This is a genomic window from Bacillus sp. FSL K6-2944 (assembly GCF_038005385.1).
GTDB classification, from domain to species: Bacteria; Bacillota; Bacilli; order Bacillales; family Bacillaceae_G; genus Bacillus_A; species Bacillus_A cereus.
In genome coordinates, this window is sequence record NZ_JBBOTE010000001.1 from 24,351 (window position 1) to 48,310 (window position 23,960).

Below are 23,960 nucleotides of genomic sequence, written 5' to 3' on the forward strand. Positions count from 1 at the left end.
GTTCATTTAAACATAAAGATTTTCGTTCTTGAGCGAACATTTAAAATGAATCCAATCGCAATCATGTATGTAAGCAGTGAACTTCCTCCGTAACTCATAAGAGGTAATGTTATCCCTGTAATGGGAAGTAATCCGATTGTCATCCCGATATTTTGGAATACTTGGAAAGTAAACATTCCGATTGTACCAGCGCAAATGTAACTACCGAAAGGGTCATTACTTTCTAAAGCAATATGAATCATTCGAAAAATGAGTAAGAAAAAAAGAGAAATAATGACACTTGCGCCTAGAAAGCCAAATTGTTCAGCGACATTAGTGAAAATAAAATCTGTATGTGGTTCTGGAAAATATACTTGTCCATTTTCCCACCCTTTTCCTTGCATTTCTCCGGATCCAGTCGCTAAGAATGCTTGTCTTAATTGATAGCCTTGTGCATCATATTTGTAAGGTGCTAACCATCCGTAGAAGCGATTTAATTGATACTCTTTTAAAATGTGTGCTTTAAAGAAATCTGTGTGAGTAAAAAAAATATATATTAATGTAGATCCAGCAACGAAAGTACCTGAAACTAATCCAAAAATAAAACGCCATCGTATGCCAGAAACTAGTATCATTGCTGCAAGCATCGCTGAAATGACCATTGTGTTTCCTAAATCTGGTTCTTTTGCAATAAGTAGTAGTGGTGGCAAGCTTGTCGCAAATATTTTTCCAAGTAGTAAAAAATCGTCATGTATCGTTTGGGAAAAATATTTCTCATTATGATTTGCTATAATTCGTCCAATGACGATAATTAAAAACAATTTCATAATTTCAGAAGGCTGAAAATTTCCGATGCCTGGGAGCCTGTACCAAGCGGTAGCGCCTTTAATTGTAACGGCACCTGGTACTTGAAGTTCTAGTCCAATAAGTAGTACCATTGCAAAGCTGTACAAATACCAAGCAATTTTTTGATAACGATCGAAGTCGATAATCATAATAACACCAATGGCTATAAATCCAATGAAATACCATTGGATTTGCTTTAGTACAAAATTGACGTTTTGTAAAAATGGCGGTAAAGAGGCTTGCGCACTTGCAATAGCACAACAACTAACAATCCCAATGGCAAATAAAATAAATAGTAATACGTAGTCTATTTGATATTGAGAATTTGGATCTTTCAATGTAGGTATTCCTTTCTACTGCTCTTTATAGTAATGGATTTTATCCCGCATTAATGGGCAGTAAGACCCCCACCTCAAAATTCAGCGAAAGCGAAGAAGTTAGGTGGGGGATCAACTGCCCGTAAAAGCCCGATTGGTGAGAGCTGATTAAAGTTTCACTTTATAGTATGAGAAAGAATGTATGAACTATACGAATGATTCACATATAGTCCATACACTTTTAATTTTGCAGAGTAGTTTAATTGTTTAGCTCTTTAATAATTATATCCAAACAATGAGAGAGACGTACATGTGCGTCAGGAAAAATATCTAGTTGATGAAGATAGTATTTTAAGGAACTTTTACACCATTGGTAAGCACTAAGTAGAGCTGCTCTATAGTCCGTAGTATTTTGTAAAAAGCCATATTCTTTTGCTGTTATAACAAGGTGTGTGAAATCTTCACAACCTTGAAGGAGCTTATTGTGTATTTGTTGTCCAGCATGGTAGCGAAATTGACTTAAAGGCTCAGAAATGTATATTGCATTTCCTTTAGAAAGTAAAGAAATCCATGAGGCCATATCAACACTACAAGAATATTGTCGCTCTTTAAGGGTGCCAAAAGGTTCAGTGAGCAATTCCTTTCGGAACAAAGTAGTTGTAGGCTCACCGATAATGTTGTGTCCGCCCTTTAACATCCAATTACCTAAAAATATCCCGTTTAATGGGGTGTCTTCACTATATAACCTTTGTGTTGGATGGGAATCACCTATTAGATTTCCATGATCATCAATGCGTACTCGATAAGAAGTAACAAGAGCAAGATTTTTATTGGGATCTTGCTCAAAATAGGTCATCATTTTTTGTATTTTATGCTTATAAAACACGTCATCGTCCATTAAAAAATTTATATACTCACCATTTGATTTTTCTATGAGCATAAGGTCATTGTGAAATTGTCCTAGAGTAGGGGTATTTCGAATGTATGTTATATTTTTATAATTTGGTAAGTATTGTTCGCGTATTAAAGTTGCTGTTTCATCATTTGTACTATCATCTCCGATGATGATTTCAATATTTGAATAAGTTTGTGCCAATGCACTTTCTAGAGCAATTTTGAAATAATGAGGCCGATTATAAGTAGGAATAAGGATGGAAACGAGAGGTGGATTTTTTTCATTCATCATACATAACTTCCTTTCAGAAGCTTTTTTTTGTTAGAACAATATCTTGGTAACTTGTATATTCATGTCTGCCGCACCATAAACCGTAATGCGGCTTATTGATTATTTCTAGGCCGTACTTATTCAATAGATTGCAAATATCTGTCTCAGGATAAGCAACTGCGAAATTCGGAATATCTTTATTTACAACGTAGCAATTTTCGATTCGATGATAAAAACCTAATGTACTTTGTCCTGCATTTAAATAATAGGATGATTCAGGGTTTATAAGAAAGAATGTAATGAAACATCTCCCGTCTTTTTTTAATACACGTACAATTTCAGATACGTAATGTTCTAATTCTTTTGGGAGAAGATGTGTAAATACAGAAGTTAAAAAGATAAAATCGAATGTTCCGTCTTCATAGGGAAAACGATATTGAGAGGCATCTTCTTTTCCTTCCGGATTATAGAATTGATTGTATATGTCAACATGTTCAAAGTGAAAATTATTACGCATAGTTGAAATGTTATTTTGACACCAAGTAATTCCATCTTTAAACAAATCAAATCCATAATACGCTCCATCATCATTTAAGTAATTCATTAATGGTACAGCCATTCGGCCGACACCGCAGCCTACATCTAATACTTTTTCATTTGATTTTAAAGCACCAATTTGAATAAAATGCTTTAGGAACTCTTTTCCAACCTTTTTGAAGTCGCCACCTACATATTGGACGAGTTCAGGAGGGGGGAGTAAAGTCATTTCTTTGTTAAGTTCACTCATGAGTATACCCCTTTCTTGTATGAGAAGATGCAGTAAATCTATTAATAAAATTTTCAATTTGTAGTGAGAGAATACAGGAAAACAATTGTTATATGTAAGGAGATTCCGAAAAAGAATACTTAATTGGATTAGAAGTGAGAGAAGAATGAGTGAAAATGGAATCTCCTATAGATTAAATCTTTTTTTATTCTTTTCTCCAATAAACGCCAAATACATCAATTTTAGTAATAGGGGCTTTTAAATTTCGTTGGTTTCTAAAGTCTGTCACAGCCTCAGCGCATGGCGGTAGCCCGTAGTCATCGATAATTATATAGCCACCTTTAGAAACTTTATCATATAAGTTCACGAGACCATCCATTGTGGATTCGTACATATCACCATCAAGCCGTGCAATTGCTATTTTTTCAATTGGTGCTGTTGGTAAAGTATCTTTAAACCAACCTTTTAAAAATTTCACTTGATCATTTAGTAAATCATATTTTTTGAAATTCTCTTGTACTTGTTCTAAAGAGACGCGTAAGTAATCGAATGTGTGTAAATAATCACCGTAATCTTTTGGATATTGTTCTAGATTCGGTGCTGGCAAACCTTCAAATGAATCTGCAACCCACACATTACGATCCGTAATGTTGTTTGCTTGTAAAAAACCATTCATAAAAATGCATGATCCTCCGCGCCATACACCTGTTTCAATAAAATCACCTTCTATATTTTCACGAACAACGGTTTCCATCGCCTCTTGTAATTGGTTCATACGTTCTCGACCAATCATGCTATGTGCTGCTCTTGGCCAATCCATTCCATCATGACGTTCACTTTTAGAAACATTTGGTTTTACAATTTTTAAGTTATGGTTTTCAGCATATTGCTTAATGAATAAAGGGAGGGGGACTGTAACTGGTTCGAATTCTAGTTCTTTTGAAATATGTAGAGATGCGGGTAAGTATGCCTCATATTCTAACCATATTTCAAATAAAATGGTCTTCTTTAGCAATTCGAGATAAAGCTGAACAGCAGATTTACTTTCCATATTTGTGCCTCCTGCAAAATGTCATACAACAATATGATTATGTAGATAGCGAATGTTTCATGATTGAATTTGAAATTGAAAAAGCAGTAAAACTGATATCAGTTTTACTGCTAAGTAAAAAATTAAGCGATTTTTTCAATAATAATAGATGCATTTGTACCAAGAGCTAATGATAGCCCAAGTCCTGTAACGATTACTTCAACTAATGATGGAGTTGTCGTAATTTGCGTAATTGCTTGAACAACGATAGGTGCTCCAACTGAGATTAAAGTAGCCCCAGTACCTGGTACAGATACCCCATTTACTTGGATTGTAAGCCCCCCTAATACACTTATTGCCGCAGTATATACGATAACAGTGATTTTATAGAATCCAGTTTCAGCAATAACGAAAGTATCAGCATCTAATTGAGAAATTGCTGTACCAAACTGAGATCCAACAGTATTAAATGGTACTGGAGCATTTAGTCCAAGATCTAAAGAAATTCCAGCGGAGTTAAATGCATACAATCCTGCTGGAAGTCCTAGTCCGGATGGTCCAGTCGGTCCAGTAGCTCCAGTAGCTCCAGTGTCACCAGTCGGCCCTGTAGGCCCTGTAGGTCCAGTAGCCCCAGTGTCACCAGTCGGCCCCGTAGGTCCAGTAGCCCCAGTGTCACCAGTCGGCCCCGTAGGTCCAGTAGTCCCAGTGCCACCAGTCGGTCCAGTCGGCCCTGTAGGTCCAGTCGGCCCCGTAGGTCCAGTTGGCCCTGTAGGTCCAGTCGGAAGGGTAAACGGTGGTATCGGTGGTAATGTAGGTCCTACAAGATTAGGGTCAAATGCACTAGCTGATAAAGATTCATCGGGATTTAATCCATTTGAATAATTATTATTTGACATAAATTCACCTCCATAAAGCGTTCATTATATAGTAGATGCAAAACCGAAAGAAAATGACACGGACATTTGAATTATTGAAAAGAAATCTTAAACTACTTGAACAATTTAAAAAAATGGAAAGTTTAGTATATGTATAACATATGATTGATTTGGAAGAGGGTGATTATGTTGAACAAGCAAGGAATTACAATTAGTTTATGTATGATTGTTCGAGATGAGGAGGAGACAATAGCCCGTTGTTTAGAAACAGTTGAAAAAATTGTGGATGAAATTATAGTAGTTGATACAGGTTCCGTCGATCGAACGAAAGAAATCGTAGAGAAATACACTTCTAACATATATGATTTCCAGTGGATTGATGATTTTGCAGCAGCAAGAAATTTTTCTTTTTCAAAAGCGACGCAAGAGTATATATTGTGGCTAGATGCAGATGATGTCTTATTAGAAGATGCTCAAGAAGCATTGAAACTTTTAAAAAGAGAATTAGATCCTAAAATTGATGCTGTTTCGATGCCTTATCATCTTGCAATGGATTCTAACGGGAAACCTTTATATTGTACAAAAAGAAATCGACTTGTAAAGCGTGAAAAACAATTTCAATGGTTTGGAAAGGTTCATGAGTATTTAGCTATTTCTGGTGAGGTTTTTAGTAGTAATGTTGCTATTACACATAAAAAAGAAAAAAAAGTAACAAATCGTAATTTGAAAATTTTTCAAAATACTGTAGCGGCAGGTGAAGAATTAAGTCCGAGAGATTTATTTTATTACGCAAATGAATCTACGGATAACCAAAAATATGATGATGCAGTTCTTCTATATGAAACATTTCTTAATCAAGACGAAGGATGGTATGAAGAGAAAATTTATGCATGTGGTAAGTTAGGAGATTGCTATGCAAAGCTCGGAATGTGGGAGAAGGCAATCGAATCTTGTGTGAAGTCGTTTCGGTATGACGTCCCTAGAGGAGAGAATTGTACAAGAATAGGATATATATATATGGAACAAGAAAAATATAATGAAGCGATATTTTGGTTTAAACTTGCTACGGAAGTACCAATGGCAACGGAAAGTCCTTTCCATAGTCCAGCTAGCTACACATGGCTACCCTATTTACAAATGTGTATTTGTTATAGCAGGTTAGGGGAGCAGGATAAAGCGTATTATTACAATGAATTAGCAGCTTCTTATGTTCCGAATAATGCTGCAATTGAATATAACCGTAAATATTTTCGGGGAGTTTTTGATAAACCATATAAAGTGTAATAGGTTTCGTTTTTTAGAAATGATTTATCGCTATTCTAACTCTAATAGATTGGTTATATATTAGAGTATCAGTAACGTAACCAATATAAATAAAAGATTTTATACTGCTATTTGCGGGCTAATAATCATTGGGGGATGAACAAAATCTGCACTTTATAGAATTCATATGAGATTTATATTTCTAATTCAATTTGCATAAGGAGTGTGTGAAATGAATCGCGAAAAAAGTTCTTTATATGAAGAAAAATCCGAGCATTATTATAATGCAGCGAATCCGAATTTATTAAAGCATATAAAAAAGGAATGGAAAGAAGTTCTTGATATTGGTTGTTCGAGCGGTGCATTGGGAGCAGCTATTAAAGAAAACGGTACACGTGTATCAGGAATAGAGGCATTTCCAGAGGCGGCAGAAAAAGCGAAGGAAAGACTAGATCATGTTATTTTAGGGGATATAGAAAAAATAGATCTTCCTTATGAGGAGGGGCAATTTGATTGCGTCCTATTTGGGGATGTATTAGAGCATTTATTTGATCCGTGGGCTGTGATTGAAAAGGTTAAGCCATATATAAAGCAAAATGGTGTGATTTTAGCAAGTATACCAAACGTTGCTCATATTTCAGTATTAGCTCCCTTACTTGCTGGAAATTGGACGTATACAGAATATGGTTTATTAGATAAAACACATATTCGTTTCTTTACATTCAATGAAATGCTAAGAATGTTTTTAAAAGCAGGATATTCAATTAGTAAAGTAGATCGTGTATATGTTGATCATAAAATGTATGAGCCGCTTATTGAGGAGTTATATGGAATTTGTAAAAAATATCGTCTTGGAAGTGGCTTCATGGCTGAGACAGTTGTATTTCAGTATATTATTGAAGCTGAAAAATCACAATTATGAGTGCTGCAGACAAAACAATATTATTTGTTACATGTATAAATGATCGGAAATTGTATGCAAACTGCGTGCGACATATATTGCAATTGTTAGTACCGCCAGGGTATATTGTCCAATTTATGCCGATTCGAAATGCGAAAAGTATGACGAGTGGATACAATCAAGCCATTTCGCATCCAGCGAAGTATAAAGTGTATTTACATCAAGATGTTTTTATTATAAATAGGGCTTTTTTATACGGATTACTTCAATTATTTGAGGAACATGAAAACCTTGGGATGATTGGGATGGTTGGAGCGCAATATGTTCCTCCGACTGGCGTATGGAACGAAGGGCGTGGAATTGTAGGGAAAGTCATTGGTTATATGAATGATTTGTTTTATATGGCAAGTTTAGAACAACCGTATCATGAATCAAAAACATTTATTCCTGTAGAATGTATTGATGGTTTATTAATGGCCACACAATATGATGTTCCGTGGCGAGAAGACTTATTTGACGGATTTGATTTTTATGATGTATCTCAATCATTTGAATTTAGAAAAGCAGGATATACAGTCGGTGTACCTGTACAGCGCGATGCTTGGTGTATCCATTATCATTTTGATGTGAATATGACGAACTATGAAAAGTATCGGAAAATATTTGTGGAACACTATATGTCAGATGTAAATAAGGAAGAATAAAAGGGGGGACAAAAATGAAAGATCATACAATATTAGTCGTTGTTTGTGTAAATAATGAGGAGCTTTTCAAACAATGTGAGAGCCAAATAAGAAACATTTTTGTTCCCCCTGGTTATGTCGTGCAAATTTTTCCGATACGAGATGCGCAAAGTATGGCAAGTGCATACAACCGAGCTCTTTCATATCCAGCGAAATACAAAGTGTATATACATCAAGATACATATCTTATTAATCGAGACATGTTTTCTACACTTATATCTCTTTTTAAAGAAAATGAAAAGCTTGGTTTAATAGGAGTCGCTGGGGCTCAGTTTTTACCGAATAACGGGATATGGTGGGAAGGAAAAAATTTAGTAGGGAAAGTGATTGAGTATAGAAGACAGAATTATCAACTATTAAATTTAGATCAGGTTTTTTATGGTAATCAACCATTTTTGTCAGTTCAGGCAATTGATGGTTTATTCATGGCAACGCAGTATGATATTCCGTGGCGAGAAGATTTGTTTCAAGGGTTTCACTTTTATGATGTGTCACAGTCTTTAGAGTTTCAAAGGGCTGGTTATTTAATTGGTATCCCAAATCAAGCAAATTTATGGTGTATTCATTACAACGGGGATGAGTTTGATGCGGATACATATGAGAAGTACCGGAAAGTGTTTGTAGAACATTACAAAGATATATTATCTCCATCATAAAGGAGAGATGCAAAGTGAAAGGAATTATTTTAGCAGGTGGTACTGGATCGAGATTATATCCAATAACGAAAGTAACGAATAAACATTTACTTCCTGTTGGTCGGTATCCGATGATTTATCATGCGGTATATAAGCTAAAACAATGCGATATTACAGATATTATGATTATTACGGGTAAAGAGCATATGGGGGATGTTGTTAGCTTTTTAGGGAGTGGTCATGAATTTGGAGTGTCCTTTACGTATCGTGTGCAAGATAAAGCGGGCGGGATCGCACAGGCGTTAGGGCTTTGTGAAGATTTCGTCGGGAATGATCGTATGGTAGTTATATTAGGGGATAATATTTTTTCAGATGATATTCTTCCGTATGTTGAAGAGTTTGCAAATCAAAAAGAAGGTGCGAAAGTGCTATTGCAATCTGTAGAAGATCCCGAAAGATTTGGCGTAGCACATATTCAAAACCGAAAAATAGTTGAAATTGAAGAAAAGCCGAAAGAGCCGAAAAGTTCTTATGCGGTTACGGGAATTTATTTGTATGATTCGAAAGTCTTTTCTTATATTAAAGAATTAAAACCTTCTGCACGGGGAGAACTTGAAATTACAGATATAAATAATTGGTATTTAAAACGAGGGGTACTTACTTATAATGAAATGAACGGCTGGTGGACTGATGCGGGAACTCATGCTTCGCTTCAAAAGGCGAATACGTTAGCGCGTGATATTAATTTTGGGAAACAGTTTAACGGAGAATAGGTGAGAATATGAAAGTTGTAGAAACAAATTTTACCGATGCAAAATTGTTAGAACCGAGGTTGTTTGGAGACGAGCGTGGCTTTTTTTCAGAGAGTTATAATAAGCAGGTGCTAGAAACATTAGGGATAACGTATTCATTTGTACAGGATAACGTATCTTATTCGGCTAAGGCAGGAACGATTCGGGGACTACACTTTCAAAAAAAACCGAAAGCACAAACGAAACTCATTCAAGTTATGCAAGGGGCAATTTATGATGTTATCGTTGATTTACGAAAAAAATCACCAACATTTAAACAATGGAAAGGATATATTTTAAGTGCAGATAACCATCGGCAATTACTAGTGCCAAAAGGGTTTGCGCATGGATTTTGCACGCTTGTTCCGCATACTATCGTTATGTATAAAGTAGATGAATATTATAGCGCAGAGCATGACTCAGGATTACTTTGGGAAGATAAAGATTTAGCAATTCCTTGGCCAGTAACCGATCCTATATTGTCCGATAAGGATCAGATATTACCATTATTAGAGGAATATGAAGATAGTTTTTAAGTAGGAGCGTTGTTTATGAATATATTAGTAACAGGTGGGGCTGGATTTATTGGAAGTAATTTCGTTCATTACATGCTACAAAGTTATGAAACGTATAAAATTATTAATTACGATGCATTAACATATAGCGGGAATTTAAATAACGTAAAATCTCTTCAGGATCACCCGAATTACTCTTTTGTAAAGGGAGAAATTCAAAATGGAGAGCTATTAGAACACGTTATAAAAGAGCGGGATGTACAAGTGATTGTAAATTTTGCAGCTGAATCACATGTGGACCGTAGTATTGAAAATCCGATTCCTTTTTATGATACAAATGTAATTGGGACGGTCACTTTATTAGAACTAGTTAAAAAATATTCGCATATAAAACTTGTGCAAGTATCAACGGATGAAGTGTATGGCTCTTTAGGAAAAACAGGGAAGTTCACAGAGAAAACGCCGTTAGCTCCAAATAGTCCATATTCTTCAAGTAAGGCGAGCGCGGACATGATAGCTCTATCTTACTATAAAACATATCAATTACCGGTTATAGTAACGCGTTGTTCTAACAATTATGGGCCGTACCAGTATCCCGAAAAATTAATTCCGTTAATGGTTACGAATGCACTGGAAGGAAAAAAACTACCGTTATATGGTGATGGGTTAAATGTAAGAGATTGGTTACATGTAACGGATCATTGCAGTGCGATTGACGTTGTTTTGCATAAGGGACGTGTAGGAGAAGTATATAATATAGGTGGAAATAATGAAAAAACAAATGTAGAAGTTGTGGAACAAATTATTACTCTTTTAGGAAAAACAAAAAAAGACATTGAATATGTTACAGATCGTTTAGGGCACGATCGTCGTTATGCGATTGATGCAGAGAAAATGAAGAATGAATTTGATTGGGAACCGAAATATACGTTTGAACAAGGATTACAAGAGACGGTGAAATGGTATGAAAAGAATAAGGAATGGTGGAAACCACTAAAAGACCAGTAAGGGGCATGTTAAATGAAAGAGAGGGTTATCATAACAGGAGCAAACGGTCAATTAGGAAAGCAACTATTTGAAGAGTTAGACTCTGAAGAATATGATATATATCCATTTGATAAAAAGTTATTAGATGTGACAAATATATCCCGAATACAACAAGTGGTACAAGAAATAAAACCACATATAATTATTCATTGTGCTGCCTATACGAAAGTAGATCATGCGGAGAAAGAACAGGATCTTGCATATAGAATAAATGCAATCGGAGCTCGAAATGTAGCGGTTGCTTCACAATTAGTAGGGGCGAAGCTAGTTTATCTTAGTACTGATTATGTATTTCAAGGCGCCAGACCAGATGGATACGACGAATTTCATAGTCCAGCGCCGATAAATATATATGGGGCCTCTAAGTATGCGGGGGAGCAGTTCGTCAAAGAGTTACATAATAAATATTTTATCGTTCGCACATCGTGGCTATATGGTAAATATGGGAATAATTTCGTGAAAACGATGATGCGATTAGGAAAAGAAAGAGATGAAATATCTGTTGTAGCGGATCAAGTTGGCTCTCCTACGTATGTGGCGGATTTGAATATGGTTATTAATAAGCTCATTCATACTTCTTTATACGGTACATACCACGTATCAAACAGAGGCTCATGCTCTTGGTTTGAATTTGCACAAAAGATATTTTCGTACGTCAATATGAAAGTGAATGTATTACCTGTTTCAACGGAAGAATTCGGGGCTGCGGCTGCGAGGCCCAAATATTCTATTTTTCAACATAACATGCTAAGATTAAATGGTTTTTCACAAATGCCGTCTTGGGAAGAAGGATTAGAGCGGTTTTTTATAGAAACCAAAAGTCATTAACAAATTTCTGTTAATGACTTTTTTGTTTGCCTTTAAGCGGTTTTATGGTACTATAATTATAGTATCAGGTACTAATAACAAGTATAAGTATTTCTGGGAGGATATATCATGGAACTATTACAAGGGAAAACATTTGTTGTTATGGGCGTTGCGAACCAAAGAAGTATTGCATGGGGAATAGCTCGCTCTTTGCATAATGCAGGTGCAAAATTAATATTCACATATGCAGGAGAACGTTTAGAAAGAAACGTTCGTGAATTAGCGGACACATTAGAAGGACAAGAATCACTTGTATTACCTTGTGATGTAACGAATGATGAGGAACTTACAGCTTGCTTTGAAACAATTAAACAAGAAGTAGGTACTATTCACGGTGTAGCACATTGTATTGCTTTTGCAAATCGCGATGACTTAAAAGGTGAATTTGTAGATACTTCTCGCGATGGATTTTTACTTGCACAAAATATTAGTGCATTCTCTTTAACAGCTGTAGCAAGAGAAGCAAAAAAAGTAATGACAGAAGGCGGAAATATTTTAACGTTAACATACCTTGGCGGCGAGCGCGTTGTGAAAAATTATAACGTTATGGGTGTTGCGAAAGCTTCATTAGAAGCGAGCGTGAAATATTTAGCGAACGATTTAGGTCAACACGGTATTCGTGTTAACGCTATTTCTGCAGGACCAATTCGTACGTTATCTGCAAAAGGTGTAGGCGATTTCAACTCAATCTTAAGAGAAATTGAGGAGCGCGCACCACTTCGTCGTACAACAACGCAAGAAGAAGTTGGCGATACAGCAGTATTCCTATTCAGTGATTTAGCTCGCGGTGTAACAGGAGAAAACATTCACGTTGATTCAGGGTATCATATCCTAGGATAAATATAATATTAAATTTTAAAGGACAATCTCTAAATGATGAGATTGTCCTTTTTATTTGTTCTGAGAAAGAACGATTTTTAACGAAAGTTCTTATCAGGTGATGAATATAACTATAATAGTACACGATTTATTTAGCTACGTATGGAATTGGGAGGGACGAGTGTGAAGAATAAAAATAAAAGTTCAACAGTTGGAAAACCGTTGTTATATATCACGCAAGTAAGTTTAGAACTTGCTGCACCGAAAATAAAAAGGATTATCCTGACAAACTTTGAAAATGAAGATCAAAAAGAGAAAAGTAATAGACAAGAAAATATTGTAAGTAGTGCTGTGGAAGAGGTAATAGAACAAGAACAACAAGAAGAGCAGCAAGTGGAAGAAAAAATAGAAGAAAAAGAAGAACAAGAAGAGCAAGAAGAGCAAGAAGAGCAAGAACCAGTAAGAACTGTCCCGTATAATAAATCATTTAAGGATATGAATAATGATGAAAAAATTCATTTTTTACTAAACCGCCCTCATTACATTCCGAAAGTAAGGTGCAGAATAAAAACAGCTACAGTCTCATATGTTGGATCGATCATATCGTATCGAAATGGTATTGTATCTATTATGCCGCAAAATAGTATGAGAGATATTAGGCTGTCTATAGATGATATCCAATCGATTAGTATGGCCGGTTTTTAAATATGTAAAGGTGGTAGAAAGCTTCTACCACCCCAATAGTTTTTTAGTTTACTTTACGATAGAAACGTCGCGTAAGCATTGAATCGCACAGAAACAGCTTAAATCAACAGTAATGCAAGTAGTTGTAGATATTAATCTTGCATTTGGTACAGCTAAAAACGTACAAATTGGATCGTCACCAGGTGGTACCGGAGAACTGTCACCTAAAACTACAGTTAATACACGTAGTACAGCACAGCTATCGTCATCTACACTTTCCACACGGAAAATTGGAGAACGGCAGCTAGTAAGGCTTGATGATGGTGCAAATGCTTCAAAAGGTTCTCCAGTTTTTGTGTATAAAATAAAAGGGCGTGTATTAGCTACTGATGCAGTATTGTGTGCACCTAAGAATGGGATTTCACAACCAGATCCACATGTTGTTGTAGAACAATCTTGTAATTCATTGATGAATTTTACAACGTCAACTACACAATGAGAAGAGCCATGGTGTTTATTTTCGTTACAACTCATTAATGTCACTCCTTATCTTCTTGTTTGTATTTACATTAATAAGATATTGGAGTCGAGGAGATTTGGTCACAATCTCAAGACCTTTTTTTTTAAATAGGCGAAAGAGGATAAGGGAAGGTGGAATCATGCTGTTTACAAGCTGGCTTTTATTTTTTATTTTTGCGTTAGCTGCTTTTAGGCTCACTCGTTTAATTGTTTATGATAAAATTACAGCCTTTTTGCGAAGACCATTTATTGATGAATTAGAGATTACGGAGCCGGATGGAAGTGTATCAACGTTTACAAAAGTGAAAGGTAAAGGATTAAGAAAGTGGATTGGCGAATTGTTAAGCTGTTATTGGTGTACAGGTGTATGGGTTAGTGCTTTTTTATTAGTCTTATATAATTGGATTCCTATCGTTGCAGAACCGTTACTTGCATTATTAGCCATTGCAGGAGCAGCAGCAATCATTGAAACAATTACAGGATATTTTATGGGAGAATAATATATTTTCATAATAAGAGAAAAAGCGGAGTTTAAAAGAATGAGGGAACGGAAATAAAGAGTTGTTCATATAGTAAATAGACAGAATTGACAGTAGAGGAGATGTTTGCTGTGAGCAATAATCCAAGGCAAAATTCATATGACCTGCAGCAGTGGTATCATATACAGCAACAACACCAAGCACAACAACAGGCATATCAAGAACAATTACAACAACAAGGATTTGTGAAGAAAAAGGGATGCAATTGTGGGAAAAAGAAGAACACAATAAAACAATATGAAGAATGAAACACTCATGCTACTGTGAGTGTTTTTTATTATATATAAAAAGCGGTATTTCTGTATTAGAAATACCGCTTTTTACTAGCTAATTTGTGCAACTGTTAATGCTGCAGCACGAATGTCTACAGTTCCAATTAACTGAACTGGCACAATTTGAATTAAGTCACCAGGATTTAAGTTAATAAGAATAACACCGCTGGATACGTCTACTTCACCAGTACCAATAACGTTAGAACGAACTGCTGTACCTGATCCAGGAATAATGTTAGCTGGTGTATTTAATGATAAGAAGAAACGACCAGCTTCTGGTGCAACAGGTGAGTTATCAAGACTAATTGTTAATGTATAACTGATTTGATAAATACCAGCTCGTAGAATTCGAATGCCATCTCCGACACTTACTGTATCATTTATTACAGGAACAGTAATATTTGGGTTTGGACTTACGCTAGGTAATAATAGTGGTGTAAATAGTGAAGCAAACTGAGGTGCAGACGCGTTGAAAGCAAAACCAAAGGCAGGTAGTGTACTAGCTGGCTTCGCCTCGCAATCGATTTTAGTAAATTCGCAATCAGAAGAGAACATGTTTTTCACTCCTTTATCTGTTTCTACTTTCAGTTAATGAAAAGGACAGGTTCTATGTTCTAGACAAGTTCCCAATTTTAAGAAATTTACATAAGAATACTCTTTAAGCATGGATTGGGTGGCAGAATTATCTGCCACCCAATCCATGCTTAACTCATTATTTAGTTTTAAATAGAAACATCGCGTAAGCATTGAATAGCGCAGAAGCAACTTAAATCAACAGTAATGCAAGTGGAGGTTGATATTAGTCTTGCATTTGGTACAGCTAAAAACGTACAGATTGGGTCGTCACCAGGTGGTACAGCGGTACCATCACCTAAAACTACAGTTAATACACGCAATACAGCACAGTCATCATCATCTATACTTTCTACGCGGAAAATGGGAGATCTGCAGCTAGTAAGGCTTGAAGATGGTGCAAATGCTTCAAAAGGTTCTCCAGTTTTTGTGTATAAAATAAAAGGACGTGTATTCGCTACTGATGCATTGTTATGTGCACCTAAAAATGGAACTTCGCAACCAGATCCACATGTTGTCGTTGCACATTCTTGTAGTTCATGTATAAAACGAACAACATTCGATACACAGTTGAAATCACACTCATGTTGATGATCTTCATTACAATTGCAGCTCATTATGTTCACTCCTTCTCGTGAGTTCTGACATACACTATTACAATATGAGTGGAATATGGCTGATATTACGTTAATTCTCACGATAAAAACAAGGAATTTATATAGGAGGGATGTACATAACGTGATATAAAAAAAAGACATCCTTATTTAGTGGATGTCTTTTCAGGTAAATCTTTTCGCACAGTATATAAAAAACGAGATATATCTAATTTCTTTCCTCTGAAAAATTGCGGAGAAGAAATATAAAGTTCTTCTTTCGCACGTGTAATGGCGACATACAGTAATCGGCGTTCTTCTTCTAACGCTTCAGAAGTTTCCGTAACACGATCATTTGCATCTTTTAAAGAAGAAGTGTGGGGCAGGATTCCATCACTCGCTCCAAGTAAAAAGACACATGGAAATTCAAGGCCTTTTGCGTTATGGATTGACATAAGTGAAACGGCATCTTTTTGCGGCATTGTTTTTAATGCTTCCATTTCTTTTTGACCTTGAATCGCCTCGTCGATAAATTGTAAATAAGCTGGAATATCGGTGAAACGAGTTGCAGACTCCATTAATTCTTCCAACATTTCTTCTTGTATGTCTTTATGCATCGTAAAGGAAGAACGATCGTTACTTTGTAAGTATTCTAAATATTTTCCTTTACCATGAATGATTTCTTTTAATGCTTTTTTCGGTTCTAATTCTTTAATAAACTTAATAAAATCGATGCGCTCATTTACCTTTTTCACTTGAAAAGGTTTTAAGCTTGGGTTTAATAGTAAGAAATGAAGAAGAGAAGGGAAGCGACCCTCACCATATTTCCATTGTTCACGTTCAATAAATGAAATACAATCATCACGTCCGATATACATCGTCGGCAATATGTTTGAAAGTGATTCTAGTCGAAACGGCTCAATCACGAGTCTTAAATGATCTAATACAGGCTTGATTAAAGAATGTTCATAAAATGATTGGCTCGCCCCGTGTTTAATAAACGGGACTTTATGAATGGTAAGCTGATCAAGTAACGAACGACTTACAGAATGTGTGCGATACAGTAAACAAAAATCTTTATAGTTTCGGTCACCGCTATCTACTTTTTCTTGAATGAGCTGCAAAATTTGATTTGCTTCATCAAGAGTCGTAGCAGGTCTTGCATAAAAAGGTTGTACACCTTCTTCACGAACGGAGTATAGCTCTTTATCAAAACGTTCTTGATTTAATTTTATAACTTCATTTCCAAGCCCGACGATAAAGGGATTGGATCGATAATTCGTATTTAGTGCAATGATTGTTGTGTTATCAAATTCTTTTGGAAAAGATAAAATAATTTGGTGACTTGCCCCTCGCCAGCCATAAATTGCTTGATCATCATCACCTGCGATGAACAAATTATTTCTTGGCGTGGCTAACAATTTTACAATTTCATATTGTGCATAGGATGTATCTTGAAACTCATCTACTTCAATGTAGTGAAAACGTTGTTGTAATTGAGTTAGTAAAGGAGCATTATTTTCTAACATGTAATATGTTTCCAATAAGATGTCATCGAAATCAATATAATTGTATCGTTGTTTTACCTCTTCAAAACGTTCATATACTTCTTTAAATTCTTGTTCCACTGGTGTTTTCGCTTTTACATCTTTCGGACGATTTAATTTGTTTTTCTCAAGTGAAATCATCGCGAGCATCGTTTCCGCATCATAATCGTCTTTTAAACGCAATTCTTTTAAGATTTTCTTTATCATAATTTGTTTATGTTTTTCATTTGCTAAAATTTGCTGATTATAACCTTGACTACGAAGCAATTTTAAGAAAACAGAGTGAAATGTACCAGCAACAACGTAGCTACTTGCTGCATGATTCATACCTGGTAACTTCGCAACACGACTTCGGATTTCTTCAGCTGCTTTTTGTGTAAATGTAAGTAATAAAATATTTCGTGGATGAACTTGTTTTACATTTACTAAATAACCAACGCGAGTTGTTAAAACAGATGTTTTCCCGCTTCCAGCACCAGCTAGTGTAAGAACAGGACCTTCTGTTGTGCGCACGGCTTCTAATTGTTTTTCGTTTAAAAAAACATTTTGTTGTTCAAGAGCGCGGAAATAAGCCGCATCTACATCTTCTTCCATAATTAAATGGGTAGATGTTTTCGGAATATGATATGTCGCACGCGGAATATCAGCGTGTGTTAACGATTTTTGTGAAAATTTTTCTTGTGTCATATGTTCACCTTCAAAACTATAGCATCAACATTTAACTTTAGCGGAAGAAAAAGAAAATAGCAATGTAAAAAAACAGGAGGGGTTACCTCCTGTTTTCAAATTACAATTTTTTTATCATTACGACGTGCGGGATATTTGCTTCCATAAATACATCAGAACTTGTTACATATCCAAGTTTTTTATAGAAATCTTCAGCATGTGTTTGAGCGTGAAGTTTCAATTTTGGTAGCGAATTTTCTTTTGCATACGCTTCAAGAGAATCCATAACAATTTTTCCAATCCCTTTTTTGCGATGGGAATTTAGCACGCAAATGCGTTCCATTTTTCCTATACCATCAAGGATGCGAAAACGTCCAGCACCAACTGGAACATCATTGTCATATATAACAACGTGTGTTGAAGTTTCTTCAAACTCATCGTACTCTTCTTCAGCAGAGACACGTTGTTCATTTACAAACACTTGTTTACGTACAGAGAATGCATCTCTTAGTTGTTCGTCCGTTTGTACAATCTGTGCGTGCAAATTAGTTGTTCCCCTTTCCAAGACGGAATGTTTCGTGTACAGTCCATGTTCCATTTTCTAATTGATATAGAAGATGGAAACGATCAATTGGCTGTTCGTAATAGAAATCTTTCATACGTAATCGGCCCAACACATCAGCATGCTCTGCATCTGATAAGCCTTGTCCGATTGTTAAATGAGGTACGAAAGCATATTCGCGTTCTTGCGTGAATAACCCGCTATGCATTTCTTCATTTAAGAAAGTAAGTTCAGGTGTTTTTTCTACTTTAAAGTAAAGGACGTTATTAACAGGTGCGAAAGAACCAACTTTCCCAACATGAAGGGTGAAAGGGTTCGTTTTACTTGCGATTGTATGTAACTCGTTTACAATCGACTCTAATTGTTCATCTTGCGCCTCAAAGGGTGTTTTCAATGTAATATGTGGCGGAACTAATGCGTAGTGCGGGTCATAACGTTTACGCAATCCGTTCGCTTTATCTTGAATCATTTTAGATGGAAAAATTACAATGCCTAATTTCATGTTCCAATTCCTCCCTTTGTAAGTCTAGTTAGATTTTGAGATAAATAAATCTCTTTATCTATTATATCAAATTATTCTGAATACTGCTCTCTATTATTTCATTGATAGAATATGAGAGAAGGCTTTCGGTAAATCAGTCTGCCAATATTTCCAAGTATGATTGCCTTCAAATTCCTCGTAATGCGTGATGAAGTTTCTATCTGTAAGAAGCGTATTTAACTCACGGTTCGGCCCTACGAAATCAGATACTTGTCCATCAGTACGCTTTACAGCCGTTTCTTCTGTACCGATGACGTGATACAGTTCTAACGCCTGTGGATCTTTGAATTCTTTTGCTAAGTTCATCACTGTCTCATCCACAAATGGTGATTGCATAACGACTTTACCGAATGTATGCGGATACATAAGTGCAGTCATAAAGGAAACTGTTCCGCCAAGAGAATCACCAATTAAAACACGACCTTTTCCCATTTGATACGTTGGATAATTTTCATCAATATATGGTGCAAGTTCATGAGCAAGGAAACGAATATATGCAGCATTTTTCACTTCATTTGGGAAATATTTTTCTTTACGATCATGTACATTTTTATATGGAATACCGACAATAATTGTACGGTCAATTTCTTCGGTTTCACGAAGGCGCTCAATTACACGGTGCGCTTTACCGAGCTGAAAATAATCTCTACCATCTTGTGCAATTACAACTGTATGTTTGTGCAGTGGTGTGTAATTTACTGGTAAATAAACGAGAAGTGTAACATCTTCTTGAAGTGATGCGCTATAAAATGAAATTTCTTCAATTCTCCCTATTGTTTGACTCATGTAGATCCCCCTAAATAAAAATTTACTGTAACGATTGTAAGAGCGACGCTTGTAGTGAAAAGGAAAGAAATATTCACTAATTGGTGCCTTAATTTCTATTTTACCATAATGGTACGAAGAATCTAAAAAATTAGTATTTAAGTTACGAAAGAAAACGGATATAATGAAGTGGGATTTTTGACAGGTGAGAGGGGAGACAGGATTTGAAACAAGAAAAATCAATCGCACTACCATTGGCTATTTCTATAATTGCCATTTCCTTTGCAGCAGTTTTTGTAAAGATGTCCTCAGCACCATCTTCAATATTAAGTATGTACCGCTTATGGATTATCGTACTTATTATGCTGCCTATCGTATGGAAAAAAAGAGAGGAATTTAATAGGATTCAAATGAAAGATTGGGGCTTTTTAATTGGATCTGGTTTCTTTTTAGCACTTCATTTTCTTTTATGGTTTGAATCTTTAAAGCATACAACAGTTGCTAGTTCAACAATTATTTTGGCGCTTCAACCAATCGTATCTTTAGTTGGAGGTTTTTTTCTATTTAAAGAAAGAACAACATATTCAGCCATTGCAACGATGGGAATCGCTATTTTAGGAGTAATGTGCATTGGTTGGGGAGATTTAGGTTTAAGTAAGCAAGCAATTTATGGTGACATATTATCCTTTCTAAGTGTAATAGCGGTTGTCGGTTATTTATTTATCGGGCAAACGACAGTGAAGAAAGTATCGCACTGGATTTATAGCTTTACAGTCTTTGCGTTCGCAGGTCTTTTTATGGGGATTTATAATGTCATATTACAAGTTCCCTTTACAGGTTATACGAGGTGGGATTGGACTGTTTTTCTTTTACTTGCAATTGTGCCAACAGTGTCACATGTAATTAATAACTGGCTATTAAATTATGTAAATGCAACGACAATTTCAATGAGTATTTTAGGAGAACCTGTTGGAGCATCTATACTTGCGTTCTTCTTACTTGGAGAAAAATTAAATGCAATGCAAATTATCGGTAGCATGCTCGTATTGTTTGGTGTATCTGTTTTCTTACTGCAGCAACAAAAACGTACAGCAAAAAATGTCGTAAACGAGCCGGTGTATACACAGGAATTATAGTGTTAGGGGAGAAAAGAGAAGTTGTGATACTTCTCTTTTTGTTTTATAGAAATACGGGTGTAGAAGGGGGAGGAAAATGGAATTTCCATCAAAAAAAGATGTATGGTTACATCCAATTTTTTTTATTGTTGTAGGCGCCTGTTTTGCTCCTATATTTGCAGGGAGAGAATATTTCCTTTTGCTTTTTACAATTCCATTAGCAATGTTGTTTAGTTGGAGTTGATTTTTGGCAAAATATATTGCCGGGAAAGAAACAATTACGATTAGATCGGGTCTCGTTACAAAACGTATATTTATACGAGATATAAAACAAATTTCAAATACGAAAAATCCAATAGTAGCTCATGCATTATCATTTGAACGACTTGAAATTGTTTACGATACACATAAAAACAGAAATTATTTCTCCAAGAAATAAAGAACAATTTATTAACCTTGTAAAAAGTAAAAACTCAAATATTGAAACAAAGTAAAAGAGTGGCTACGAAGCCACTCTTTTACTTTGGGTTTGTCATATAAGGTTGTACGTGAATGACACATAGGTCACGGAATTTGCCTTCAGCAGTTGTGACAATTACGACTGCTTTACCTGCACTTTTTCCAGTAATCGTCACGGTGTCACCTTTTGGATATATGGTGATGATATCAGAATTCATATTTGACCAAATAAGCTCTTTATTCGTTGCTTGTATTGGCAAAGTAGAAGCTCCTAACACAATGTTTTGTCCCGTTTTTATTTTTAATTTATGTTTTTCCATATGAACACCGATGACTGAAATAACAGAAGGAGCAATTGAAATTTTAGGCGGATTAGGTTGCATGTTTAAACAAGACGCAGAAGTATTTGTGATAGGTGAAAATTTTCGTGTTTGTTGTTGCTGGAAAGCTGCTAACATGTTGGAGTCCCCTTTCTGTATAAGTGCTGATACTCATACTATAAAGGAGTAGTGTTATGTTAAATTTAACGAAACATAAAGAATTTGTTAAATTTGATAAGAAGATTGTCGAACTGTAAAAAATCTCTGCTGTTACGATAACAGCAGAGATTTTTTTATAAATTATGACGATGTTGTTTTTCGAAATCCTCAAATTGCTCTTCAACTTCTTTTGAAGGTTGTGTTAGTAAACTAACAATTACGATGGCTAGTAAACTAATAGCGAAACCTGGAATCATTTCATATAAGAAATCTTTTAAGAATTTGAATTGAGTCCAGATAATAACAGTAGCGGCACCAGAAATCATACCGGCAAGTGCGCCCCATTTCGTCATACGTTTCCAATATAAGCTTAATAAAATAGCAGGTCCAAATGAAGAACCGAACCCAGCCCAAGCGTATCCAACAAGAGCTAAAATTGTATCATTTTGTTTAAACGCTAAAGCGCATCCAACTAATGCAATAACAAGTACAGCCATACGACCGACAAATACAAGCTCTTTATCAGAGGCAGAGCGTTTAAAGAATGTGCGATATAAGTCTTCCGTTACTGCACTTGAAGTAACAAGTAACTGAGATGAGATTGTACTCATAATCGCTGCTAAAATAGCGGCTAATAAGAATCCAGTAATAAGTGGATGGAATAAAATTTTTCCTAGTTCAAGGAAAATTGTTTCTGGGTTAGATAATGTTAACTCTTGTTGTGAATAGTAAGCAATACCGATAAGACCAGTAAACATAGCTCCGACAACAGAGAAAATCATCCAGCTCATACCAATTCTTCGTGCGCTTTTCAATTCTTTTACGGACGAAATCGCCATAAAGCGTACGATAATATGAGGTTGTCCAACATAACCAAGCCCCCATGCGAATAAAGAAATCATTCCTAAAGTAGAGGCCCCTTTAAAAATATCTAAACGTGTTGGATCTACAGAGCGGATTGTATCAAATGCAGGTCCAAGTCCATTCGAATTCATAATTGTTACGATAGGAACAAGAATAAGAGCGACTACCATAATGATTCCTTGCACGAAGTCTGTCCAACTTACTGCTAAGAACCCACCAAATAATGTGTAAGCTACAACAACGCCTGCAACAATGAATAATCCAACGTGGTAGTTCATACCAAATGAATTTTCAAATAATACAGCGCCTGAAACTAATCCTGAAGCTACATAGAAAGTAAAGAAAATCATAATAACAAGTCCAGATACTAAACGTAGCATATGAGATTTGTCGTGGAAACGGTGTTCCAAAAATTCTGGAATAGTAATAGAGTTATTTGCAATTTCTGAGTAGGTACGTAAGCGAGGAGCAACATAAAGCCAGTTTGCGTATGCGCCTAGTGTTAGGCCGATCGCAATCCAACTACTACTTAATCCAACGCTAAACATTGCACCTGGTAATCCCATTAAAAGCCAACCACTCATATCGGATGCTCCAGCACTTAATGCCGTTACTGCGGGTCCTAGTGTACGCCCGCCAAGCATATAATCTGTTAAGTTGGACGTTCGTTTATAGGCGAAATAGCCGATTACTAACATCCCGAGCATGTAAATAGAGATTGAAGTTAAAGTTAACATCTGCGTACTCATGAAGTTCCCCTTCCTTTTGTCATGTCTTTTGATGCGTTAATACCTGATTGATTCAACTAATAATCAGTGGGGATGCACACCCCCACTGATTAAAGTTTCACTTTATAATCTATCATGATTATTCTGAAAAATCCATATAGAAATATGAATTTTCAGAAATGTAAGCGTTTTTTGATGTCATTTTAATTTTTTAATATATAATATTCATACAAAAAACCTTATTTTTAATAGAGTATTTATTATATTTACATAAAAAGAGGTTGTTTTGTCAATATAATATTGAAAGGAAAGAAAAATAAAATTTTTGAAAAAGTATTGACTTGTGAAAAAAGTTAGGTCTATAATGAGTGCAACTTAAAAAAATGCAAGCGTTGATGAAGAAGAGTACACATGATGAACATGTCAGAGAGCTGATGGTTGGTGCGAATCAGTATGGAATTGATGTGGAATGGGCTTCGGAGCTTCCAAACCGAA

At 35.6% G+C, this 23,960-nt stretch carries 27 protein-coding genes, 1 pseudogene and 1 other annotated feature (1 of these 29 only partly in view); of the genes and pseudogenes, 14 read left to right on the top strand and 14 right to left on the bottom strand.

Going from position 1 to position 23,960, the window contains the following annotated elements; all coding sequences use genetic code 11:
- Nucleotides 1-2: 2 nt before the first annotated feature.
- From MHH55_RS00110 to MHH55_RS00130, 5 genes are all read right to left on the bottom strand, one after another.
- Nucleotides 3-1,163: an FtsW/RodA/SpoVE family cell cycle protein gene (locus MHH55_RS00110; RefSeq protein ID WP_000654702.1), complete on the bottom strand. Its 1,161-nt coding sequence runs from the start codon at nucleotides 1,161-1,163 to the stop codon at nucleotides 3-5.
- Between the two features lie 238 nt (nucleotides 1,164-1,401).
- Nucleotides 1,402-2,328 carry a glycosyltransferase family 2 protein gene (locus MHH55_RS00115; RefSeq protein ID WP_000980807.1) on the bottom strand — a complete coding sequence of 309 codons (927 nt, stop codon included), beginning with the start codon at nucleotides 2,326-2,328 and terminating at the stop codon, nucleotides 1,402-1,404.
- 13 nt (nucleotides 2,329-2,341) lie between these two features.
- The gene (locus MHH55_RS00120; RefSeq protein WP_001292843.1) at nucleotides 2,342-3,094 is read right to left on the bottom strand and encodes a class I SAM-dependent methyltransferase; all 753 of its coding nucleotides are present in this window, start codon (nucleotides 3,092-3,094) and stop codon (nucleotides 2,342-2,344) included.
- Between the two features lie 184 nt (nucleotides 3,095-3,278).
- Complete coding sequence (locus tag MHH55_RS00125) at nucleotides 3,279-4,124, bottom strand: TylF/MycF family methyltransferase (RefSeq protein WP_000444381.1); 846 nt, start codon at nucleotides 4,122-4,124, stop codon at nucleotides 3,279-3,281.
- Between the two features lie 122 nt (nucleotides 4,125-4,246).
- Nucleotides 4,247-4,999 carry a BclA C-terminal domain-containing protein gene (locus MHH55_RS00130; protein ID WP_340880240.1) on the bottom strand — a complete coding sequence of 251 codons (753 nt, stop codon included), beginning with the start codon at nucleotides 4,997-4,999 and terminating at the stop codon, nucleotides 4,247-4,249.
- Between the two features lie 165 nt (nucleotides 5,000-5,164).
- On the opposite strand from MHH55_RS00130, the gene MHH55_RS00135 reads away from it, so the two are divergent.
- From MHH55_RS00135 to MHH55_RS00180, 10 genes are all read left to right on the top strand, one after another.
- Nucleotides 5,165-6,262, top strand: a complete 1,098-nt coding sequence (locus tag MHH55_RS00135; protein WP_000932913.1) for a glycosyltransferase — start codon at nucleotides 5,165-5,167, stop codon at nucleotides 6,260-6,262.
- Between the two features lie 211 nt (nucleotides 6,263-6,473).
- On the top strand, nucleotides 6,474-7,163 hold the full coding sequence (locus MHH55_RS00140; RefSeq protein ID WP_001078432.1) for a class I SAM-dependent methyltransferase: 690 nt from the start codon (nucleotides 6,474-6,476) through the stop codon (nucleotides 7,161-7,163).
- On the top strand, nucleotides 7,160-7,846 hold the full coding sequence (locus MHH55_RS00145) for a glycosyltransferase family protein (RefSeq protein ID WP_001271188.1): 687 nt from the start codon (nucleotides 7,160-7,162) through the stop codon (nucleotides 7,844-7,846). Before MHH55_RS00140 ends, MHH55_RS00145 begins: the two co-directional genes overlap by 4 nt.
- A 14-nt stretch (nucleotides 7,847-7,860) precedes the next feature.
- Nucleotides 7,861-8,541: a glycosyltransferase family protein gene (locus MHH55_RS00150; protein ID WP_000651524.1), complete on the top strand. Its 681-nt coding sequence runs from the start codon at nucleotides 7,861-7,863 to the stop codon at nucleotides 8,539-8,541.
- A 14-nt stretch (nucleotides 8,542-8,555) separates the two neighbouring features.
- Nucleotides 8,556-9,293, top strand: a complete 738-nt coding sequence (locus MHH55_RS00155; protein ID WP_000676157.1) for a sugar phosphate nucleotidyltransferase — start codon at nucleotides 8,556-8,558, stop codon at nucleotides 9,291-9,293.
- A gap of 8 nt (nucleotides 9,294-9,301) precedes the next feature.
- Complete coding sequence (gene rfbC / locus MHH55_RS00160) at nucleotides 9,302-9,847, top strand: dTDP-4-dehydrorhamnose 3,5-epimerase (RefSeq protein WP_000869415.1); 546 nt, start codon at nucleotides 9,302-9,304, stop codon at nucleotides 9,845-9,847.
- A gap of 15 nt (nucleotides 9,848-9,862) precedes the next feature.
- Entirely contained in the window at nucleotides 9,863-10,834 is a 972-nt protein-coding gene (rfbB, locus tag MHH55_RS00165; RefSeq protein ID WP_001024171.1) for a dTDP-glucose 4,6-dehydratase, read from the top strand.
- A gap of 12 nt (nucleotides 10,835-10,846) precedes the next feature.
- On the top strand, nucleotides 10,847-11,701 hold the full coding sequence (gene rfbD, locus MHH55_RS00170; protein WP_078186219.1) for a dTDP-4-dehydrorhamnose reductase: 855 nt from the start codon (nucleotides 10,847-10,849) through the stop codon (nucleotides 11,699-11,701).
- 108 nt (nucleotides 11,702-11,809) lie between these two features.
- Nucleotides 11,810-12,580, top strand: a complete 771-nt coding sequence (gene fabI, locus MHH55_RS00175; RefSeq protein ID WP_000421886.1) for an enoyl-ACP reductase FabI — start codon at nucleotides 11,810-11,812, stop codon at nucleotides 12,578-12,580.
- Between the two features lie 141 nt (nucleotides 12,581-12,721).
- Nucleotides 12,722-13,264, top strand: a complete 543-nt coding sequence (locus MHH55_RS00180; protein WP_078186218.1) for a spore coat CotO family protein — start codon at nucleotides 12,722-12,724, stop codon at nucleotides 13,262-13,264.
- A gap of 48 nt (nucleotides 13,265-13,312) precedes the next feature.
- Here MHH55_RS00180 and exsY read toward each other — a convergent pair whose 3' ends face one another.
- On the bottom strand, nucleotides 13,313-13,777 hold the full coding sequence (gene exsY / locus MHH55_RS00185; protein ID WP_001277744.1) for an exosporium assembly protein ExsY: 465 nt from the start codon (nucleotides 13,775-13,777) through the stop codon (nucleotides 13,313-13,315).
- 125 nt (nucleotides 13,778-13,902) lie between these two features.
- Here exsY and MHH55_RS00190 point away from each other — a divergent pair, with 125 nt between their 5' ends.
- Both MHH55_RS00190 and MHH55_RS00195 read left to right on the top strand, forming a co-directional pair.
- Nucleotides 13,903-14,262 (top strand): DUF1360 domain-containing protein, encoded by a 360-nt coding sequence (locus tag MHH55_RS00190; protein ID WP_000899662.1) that lies wholly within the window; start codon nucleotides 13,903-13,905, stop codon nucleotides 14,260-14,262.
- Nucleotides 14,263-14,363: 101 nt separating this feature from the next.
- Nucleotides 14,364-14,549: a hypothetical protein gene (locus MHH55_RS00195; protein WP_029948404.1), complete on the top strand. Its 186-nt coding sequence runs from the start codon at nucleotides 14,364-14,366 to the stop codon at nucleotides 14,547-14,549.
- Nucleotides 14,550-14,624: 75 nt separating this feature from the next.
- Here MHH55_RS00195 and exsF read toward each other — a convergent pair whose 3' ends face one another.
- From exsF to MHH55_RS00225, 6 genes are all read right to left on the bottom strand, one after another.
- On the bottom strand, nucleotides 14,625-15,128 hold the full coding sequence (gene exsF, locus MHH55_RS00200; protein ID WP_000492939.1) for an exosporium protein ExsF: 504 nt from the start codon (nucleotides 15,126-15,128) through the stop codon (nucleotides 14,625-14,627).
- A 167-nt stretch (nucleotides 15,129-15,295) separates the two neighbouring features.
- Nucleotides 15,296-15,763 carry a spore coat protein CotY gene (gene cotY / locus MHH55_RS00205; protein ID WP_001277719.1) on the bottom strand — a complete coding sequence of 156 codons (468 nt, stop codon included), beginning with the start codon at nucleotides 15,761-15,763 and terminating at the stop codon, nucleotides 15,296-15,298.
- Nucleotides 15,764-15,906: 143 nt separating this feature from the next.
- Nucleotides 15,907-17,973, bottom strand: coding sequence for an ATP-dependent helicase (locus MHH55_RS00210; protein WP_000191200.1), 2,067 nt, complete (start codon nucleotides 17,971-17,973; stop codon nucleotides 15,907-15,909).
- A 100-nt stretch (nucleotides 17,974-18,073) separates the two neighbouring features.
- Nucleotides 18,074-18,496, bottom strand: coding sequence for a GNAT family N-acetyltransferase (locus MHH55_RS00215; protein ID WP_000543296.1), 423 nt, complete (start codon nucleotides 18,494-18,496; stop codon nucleotides 18,074-18,076).
- 1 nt (nucleotide 18,497) lies between these two features.
- The gene (locus MHH55_RS00220; RefSeq protein ID WP_000765863.1) at nucleotides 18,498-19,016 is read right to left on the bottom strand and encodes a YjcG family protein; all 519 of its coding nucleotides are present in this window, start codon (nucleotides 19,014-19,016) and stop codon (nucleotides 18,498-18,500) included.
- Between the two features lie 93 nt (nucleotides 19,017-19,109).
- Nucleotides 19,110-19,841 carry an alpha/beta hydrolase gene (locus MHH55_RS00225; RefSeq protein ID WP_000084013.1) on the bottom strand — a complete coding sequence of 244 codons (732 nt, stop codon included), beginning with the start codon at nucleotides 19,839-19,841 and terminating at the stop codon, nucleotides 19,110-19,112.
- A gap of 203 nt (nucleotides 19,842-20,044) precedes the next feature.
- Here MHH55_RS00225 and MHH55_RS00230 point away from each other — a divergent pair, with 203 nt between their 5' ends.
- Both MHH55_RS00230 and MHH55_RS00235 read left to right on the top strand, forming a co-directional pair.
- Complete coding sequence (locus MHH55_RS00230; RefSeq protein ID WP_000806943.1) at nucleotides 20,045-20,956, top strand: DMT family transporter; 912 nt, start codon at nucleotides 20,045-20,047, stop codon at nucleotides 20,954-20,956.
- A gap of 76 nt (nucleotides 20,957-21,032) precedes the next feature.
- A pseudogene (locus MHH55_RS00235) lies at nucleotides 21,033-21,429 on the top strand (PH domain-containing protein).
- A gap of 24 nt (nucleotides 21,430-21,453) precedes the next feature.
- Here the strand turns inward: MHH55_RS00235 and MHH55_RS00240 are convergent.
- Both MHH55_RS00240 and putP read right to left on the bottom strand, forming a co-directional pair.
- Nucleotides 21,454-21,852, bottom strand: a complete 399-nt coding sequence (locus tag MHH55_RS00240; RefSeq protein ID WP_000878732.1) for an Ig-like domain-containing protein — start codon at nucleotides 21,850-21,852, stop codon at nucleotides 21,454-21,456.
- A 155-nt stretch (nucleotides 21,853-22,007) separates the two neighbouring features.
- Nucleotides 22,008-23,486, bottom strand: a complete 1,479-nt coding sequence (gene putP / locus MHH55_RS00245; RefSeq protein WP_000107210.1) for a sodium/proline symporter PutP — start codon at nucleotides 23,484-23,486, stop codon at nucleotides 22,008-22,010.
- 362 nt (nucleotides 23,487-23,848) lie between these two features.
- Nucleotides 23,849-23,960, top strand: a binding site (T-box leader); it runs 126 nt beyond the window's last position.

Coding starts and splice junctions, on each gene's coding strand:
- cotY (WP_001277719.1), bottom strand. CDS start 15,763: ATGAGCTGCAATTGTAATGAAGATCATCAACATGAGTGTGATTTCAAC.
- MHH55_RS00220 (WP_000765863.1), bottom strand. CDS start 19,016: ATGAAATTAGGCATTGTAATTTTTCCATCTAAAATGATTCAAGATAAA.
- MHH55_RS00240 (WP_000878732.1), bottom strand. CDS start 21,852: ATGTTAGCAGCTTTCCAGCAACAACAAACACGAAAATTTTCACCTATC.
- putP (WP_000107210.1), bottom strand. CDS start 23,486: ATGAGTACGCAGATGTTAACTTTAACTTCAATCTCTATTTACATGCTC.
- rfbB (WP_001024171.1), top strand. CDS start 9,863: ATGAATATATTAGTAACAGGTGGGGCTGGATTTATTGGAAGTAATTTC.
- exsY (WP_001277744.1), bottom strand. CDS start 13,777: ATGAGTTGTAACGAAAATAAACACCATGGCTCTTCTCATTGTGTAGTT.
- fabI (WP_000421886.1), top strand. CDS start 11,810: ATGGAACTATTACAAGGGAAAACATTTGTTGTTATGGGCGTTGCGAAC.
- MHH55_RS00195 (WP_029948404.1), top strand. CDS start 14,364: ATGTTTGCTGTGAGCAATAATCCAAGGCAAAATTCATATGACCTGCAG.
- MHH55_RS00115 (WP_000980807.1), bottom strand. CDS start 2,328: ATGATGAATGAAAAAAATCCACCTCTCGTTTCCATCCTTATTCCTACT.
- MHH55_RS00225 (WP_000084013.1), bottom strand. CDS start 19,841: ATGAGTCAAACAATAGGGAGAATTGAAGAAATTTCATTTTATAGCGCA.
- MHH55_RS00180 (WP_078186218.1), top strand. CDS start 12,722: ATGGAATTGGGAGGGACGAGTGTGAAGAATAAAAATAAAAGTTCAACA.
- MHH55_RS00140 (WP_001078432.1), top strand. CDS start 6,474: ATGAATCGCGAAAAAAGTTCTTTATATGAAGAAAAATCCGAGCATTAT.
- MHH55_RS00125 (WP_000444381.1), bottom strand. CDS start 4,124: ATGGAAAGTAAATCTGCTGTTCAGCTTTATCTCGAATTGCTAAAGAAG.
- MHH55_RS00120 (WP_001292843.1), bottom strand. CDS start 3,094: ATGAGTGAACTTAACAAAGAAATGACTTTACTCCCCCCTCCTGAACTC.
- MHH55_RS00135 (WP_000932913.1), top strand. CDS start 5,165: ATGTTGAACAAGCAAGGAATTACAATTAGTTTATGTATGATTGTTCGA.
- MHH55_RS00130 (WP_340880240.1), bottom strand. CDS start 4,999: ATGTCAAATAATAATTATTCAAATGGATTAAATCCCGATGAATCTTTA.
- rfbD (WP_078186219.1), top strand. CDS start 10,847: ATGAAAGAGAGGGTTATCATAACAGGAGCAAACGGTCAATTAGGAAAG.
- MHH55_RS00210 (WP_000191200.1), bottom strand. CDS start 17,973: ATGACACAAGAAAAATTTTCACAAAAATCGTTAACACACGCTGATATT.
- exsF (WP_000492939.1), bottom strand. CDS start 15,128: ATGTTCTCTTCTGATTGCGAATTTACTAAAATCGATTGCGAGGCGAAG.
- MHH55_RS00145 (WP_001271188.1), top strand. CDS start 7,160: ATGAGTGCTGCAGACAAAACAATATTATTTGTTACATGTATAAATGAT.
- MHH55_RS00190 (WP_000899662.1), top strand. CDS start 13,903: ATGCTGTTTACAAGCTGGCTTTTATTTTTTATTTTTGCGTTAGCTGCT.
- MHH55_RS00150 (WP_000651524.1), top strand. CDS start 7,861: ATGAAAGATCATACAATATTAGTCGTTGTTTGTGTAAATAATGAGGAG.
- rfbC (WP_000869415.1), top strand. CDS start 9,302: ATGAAAGTTGTAGAAACAAATTTTACCGATGCAAAATTGTTAGAACCG.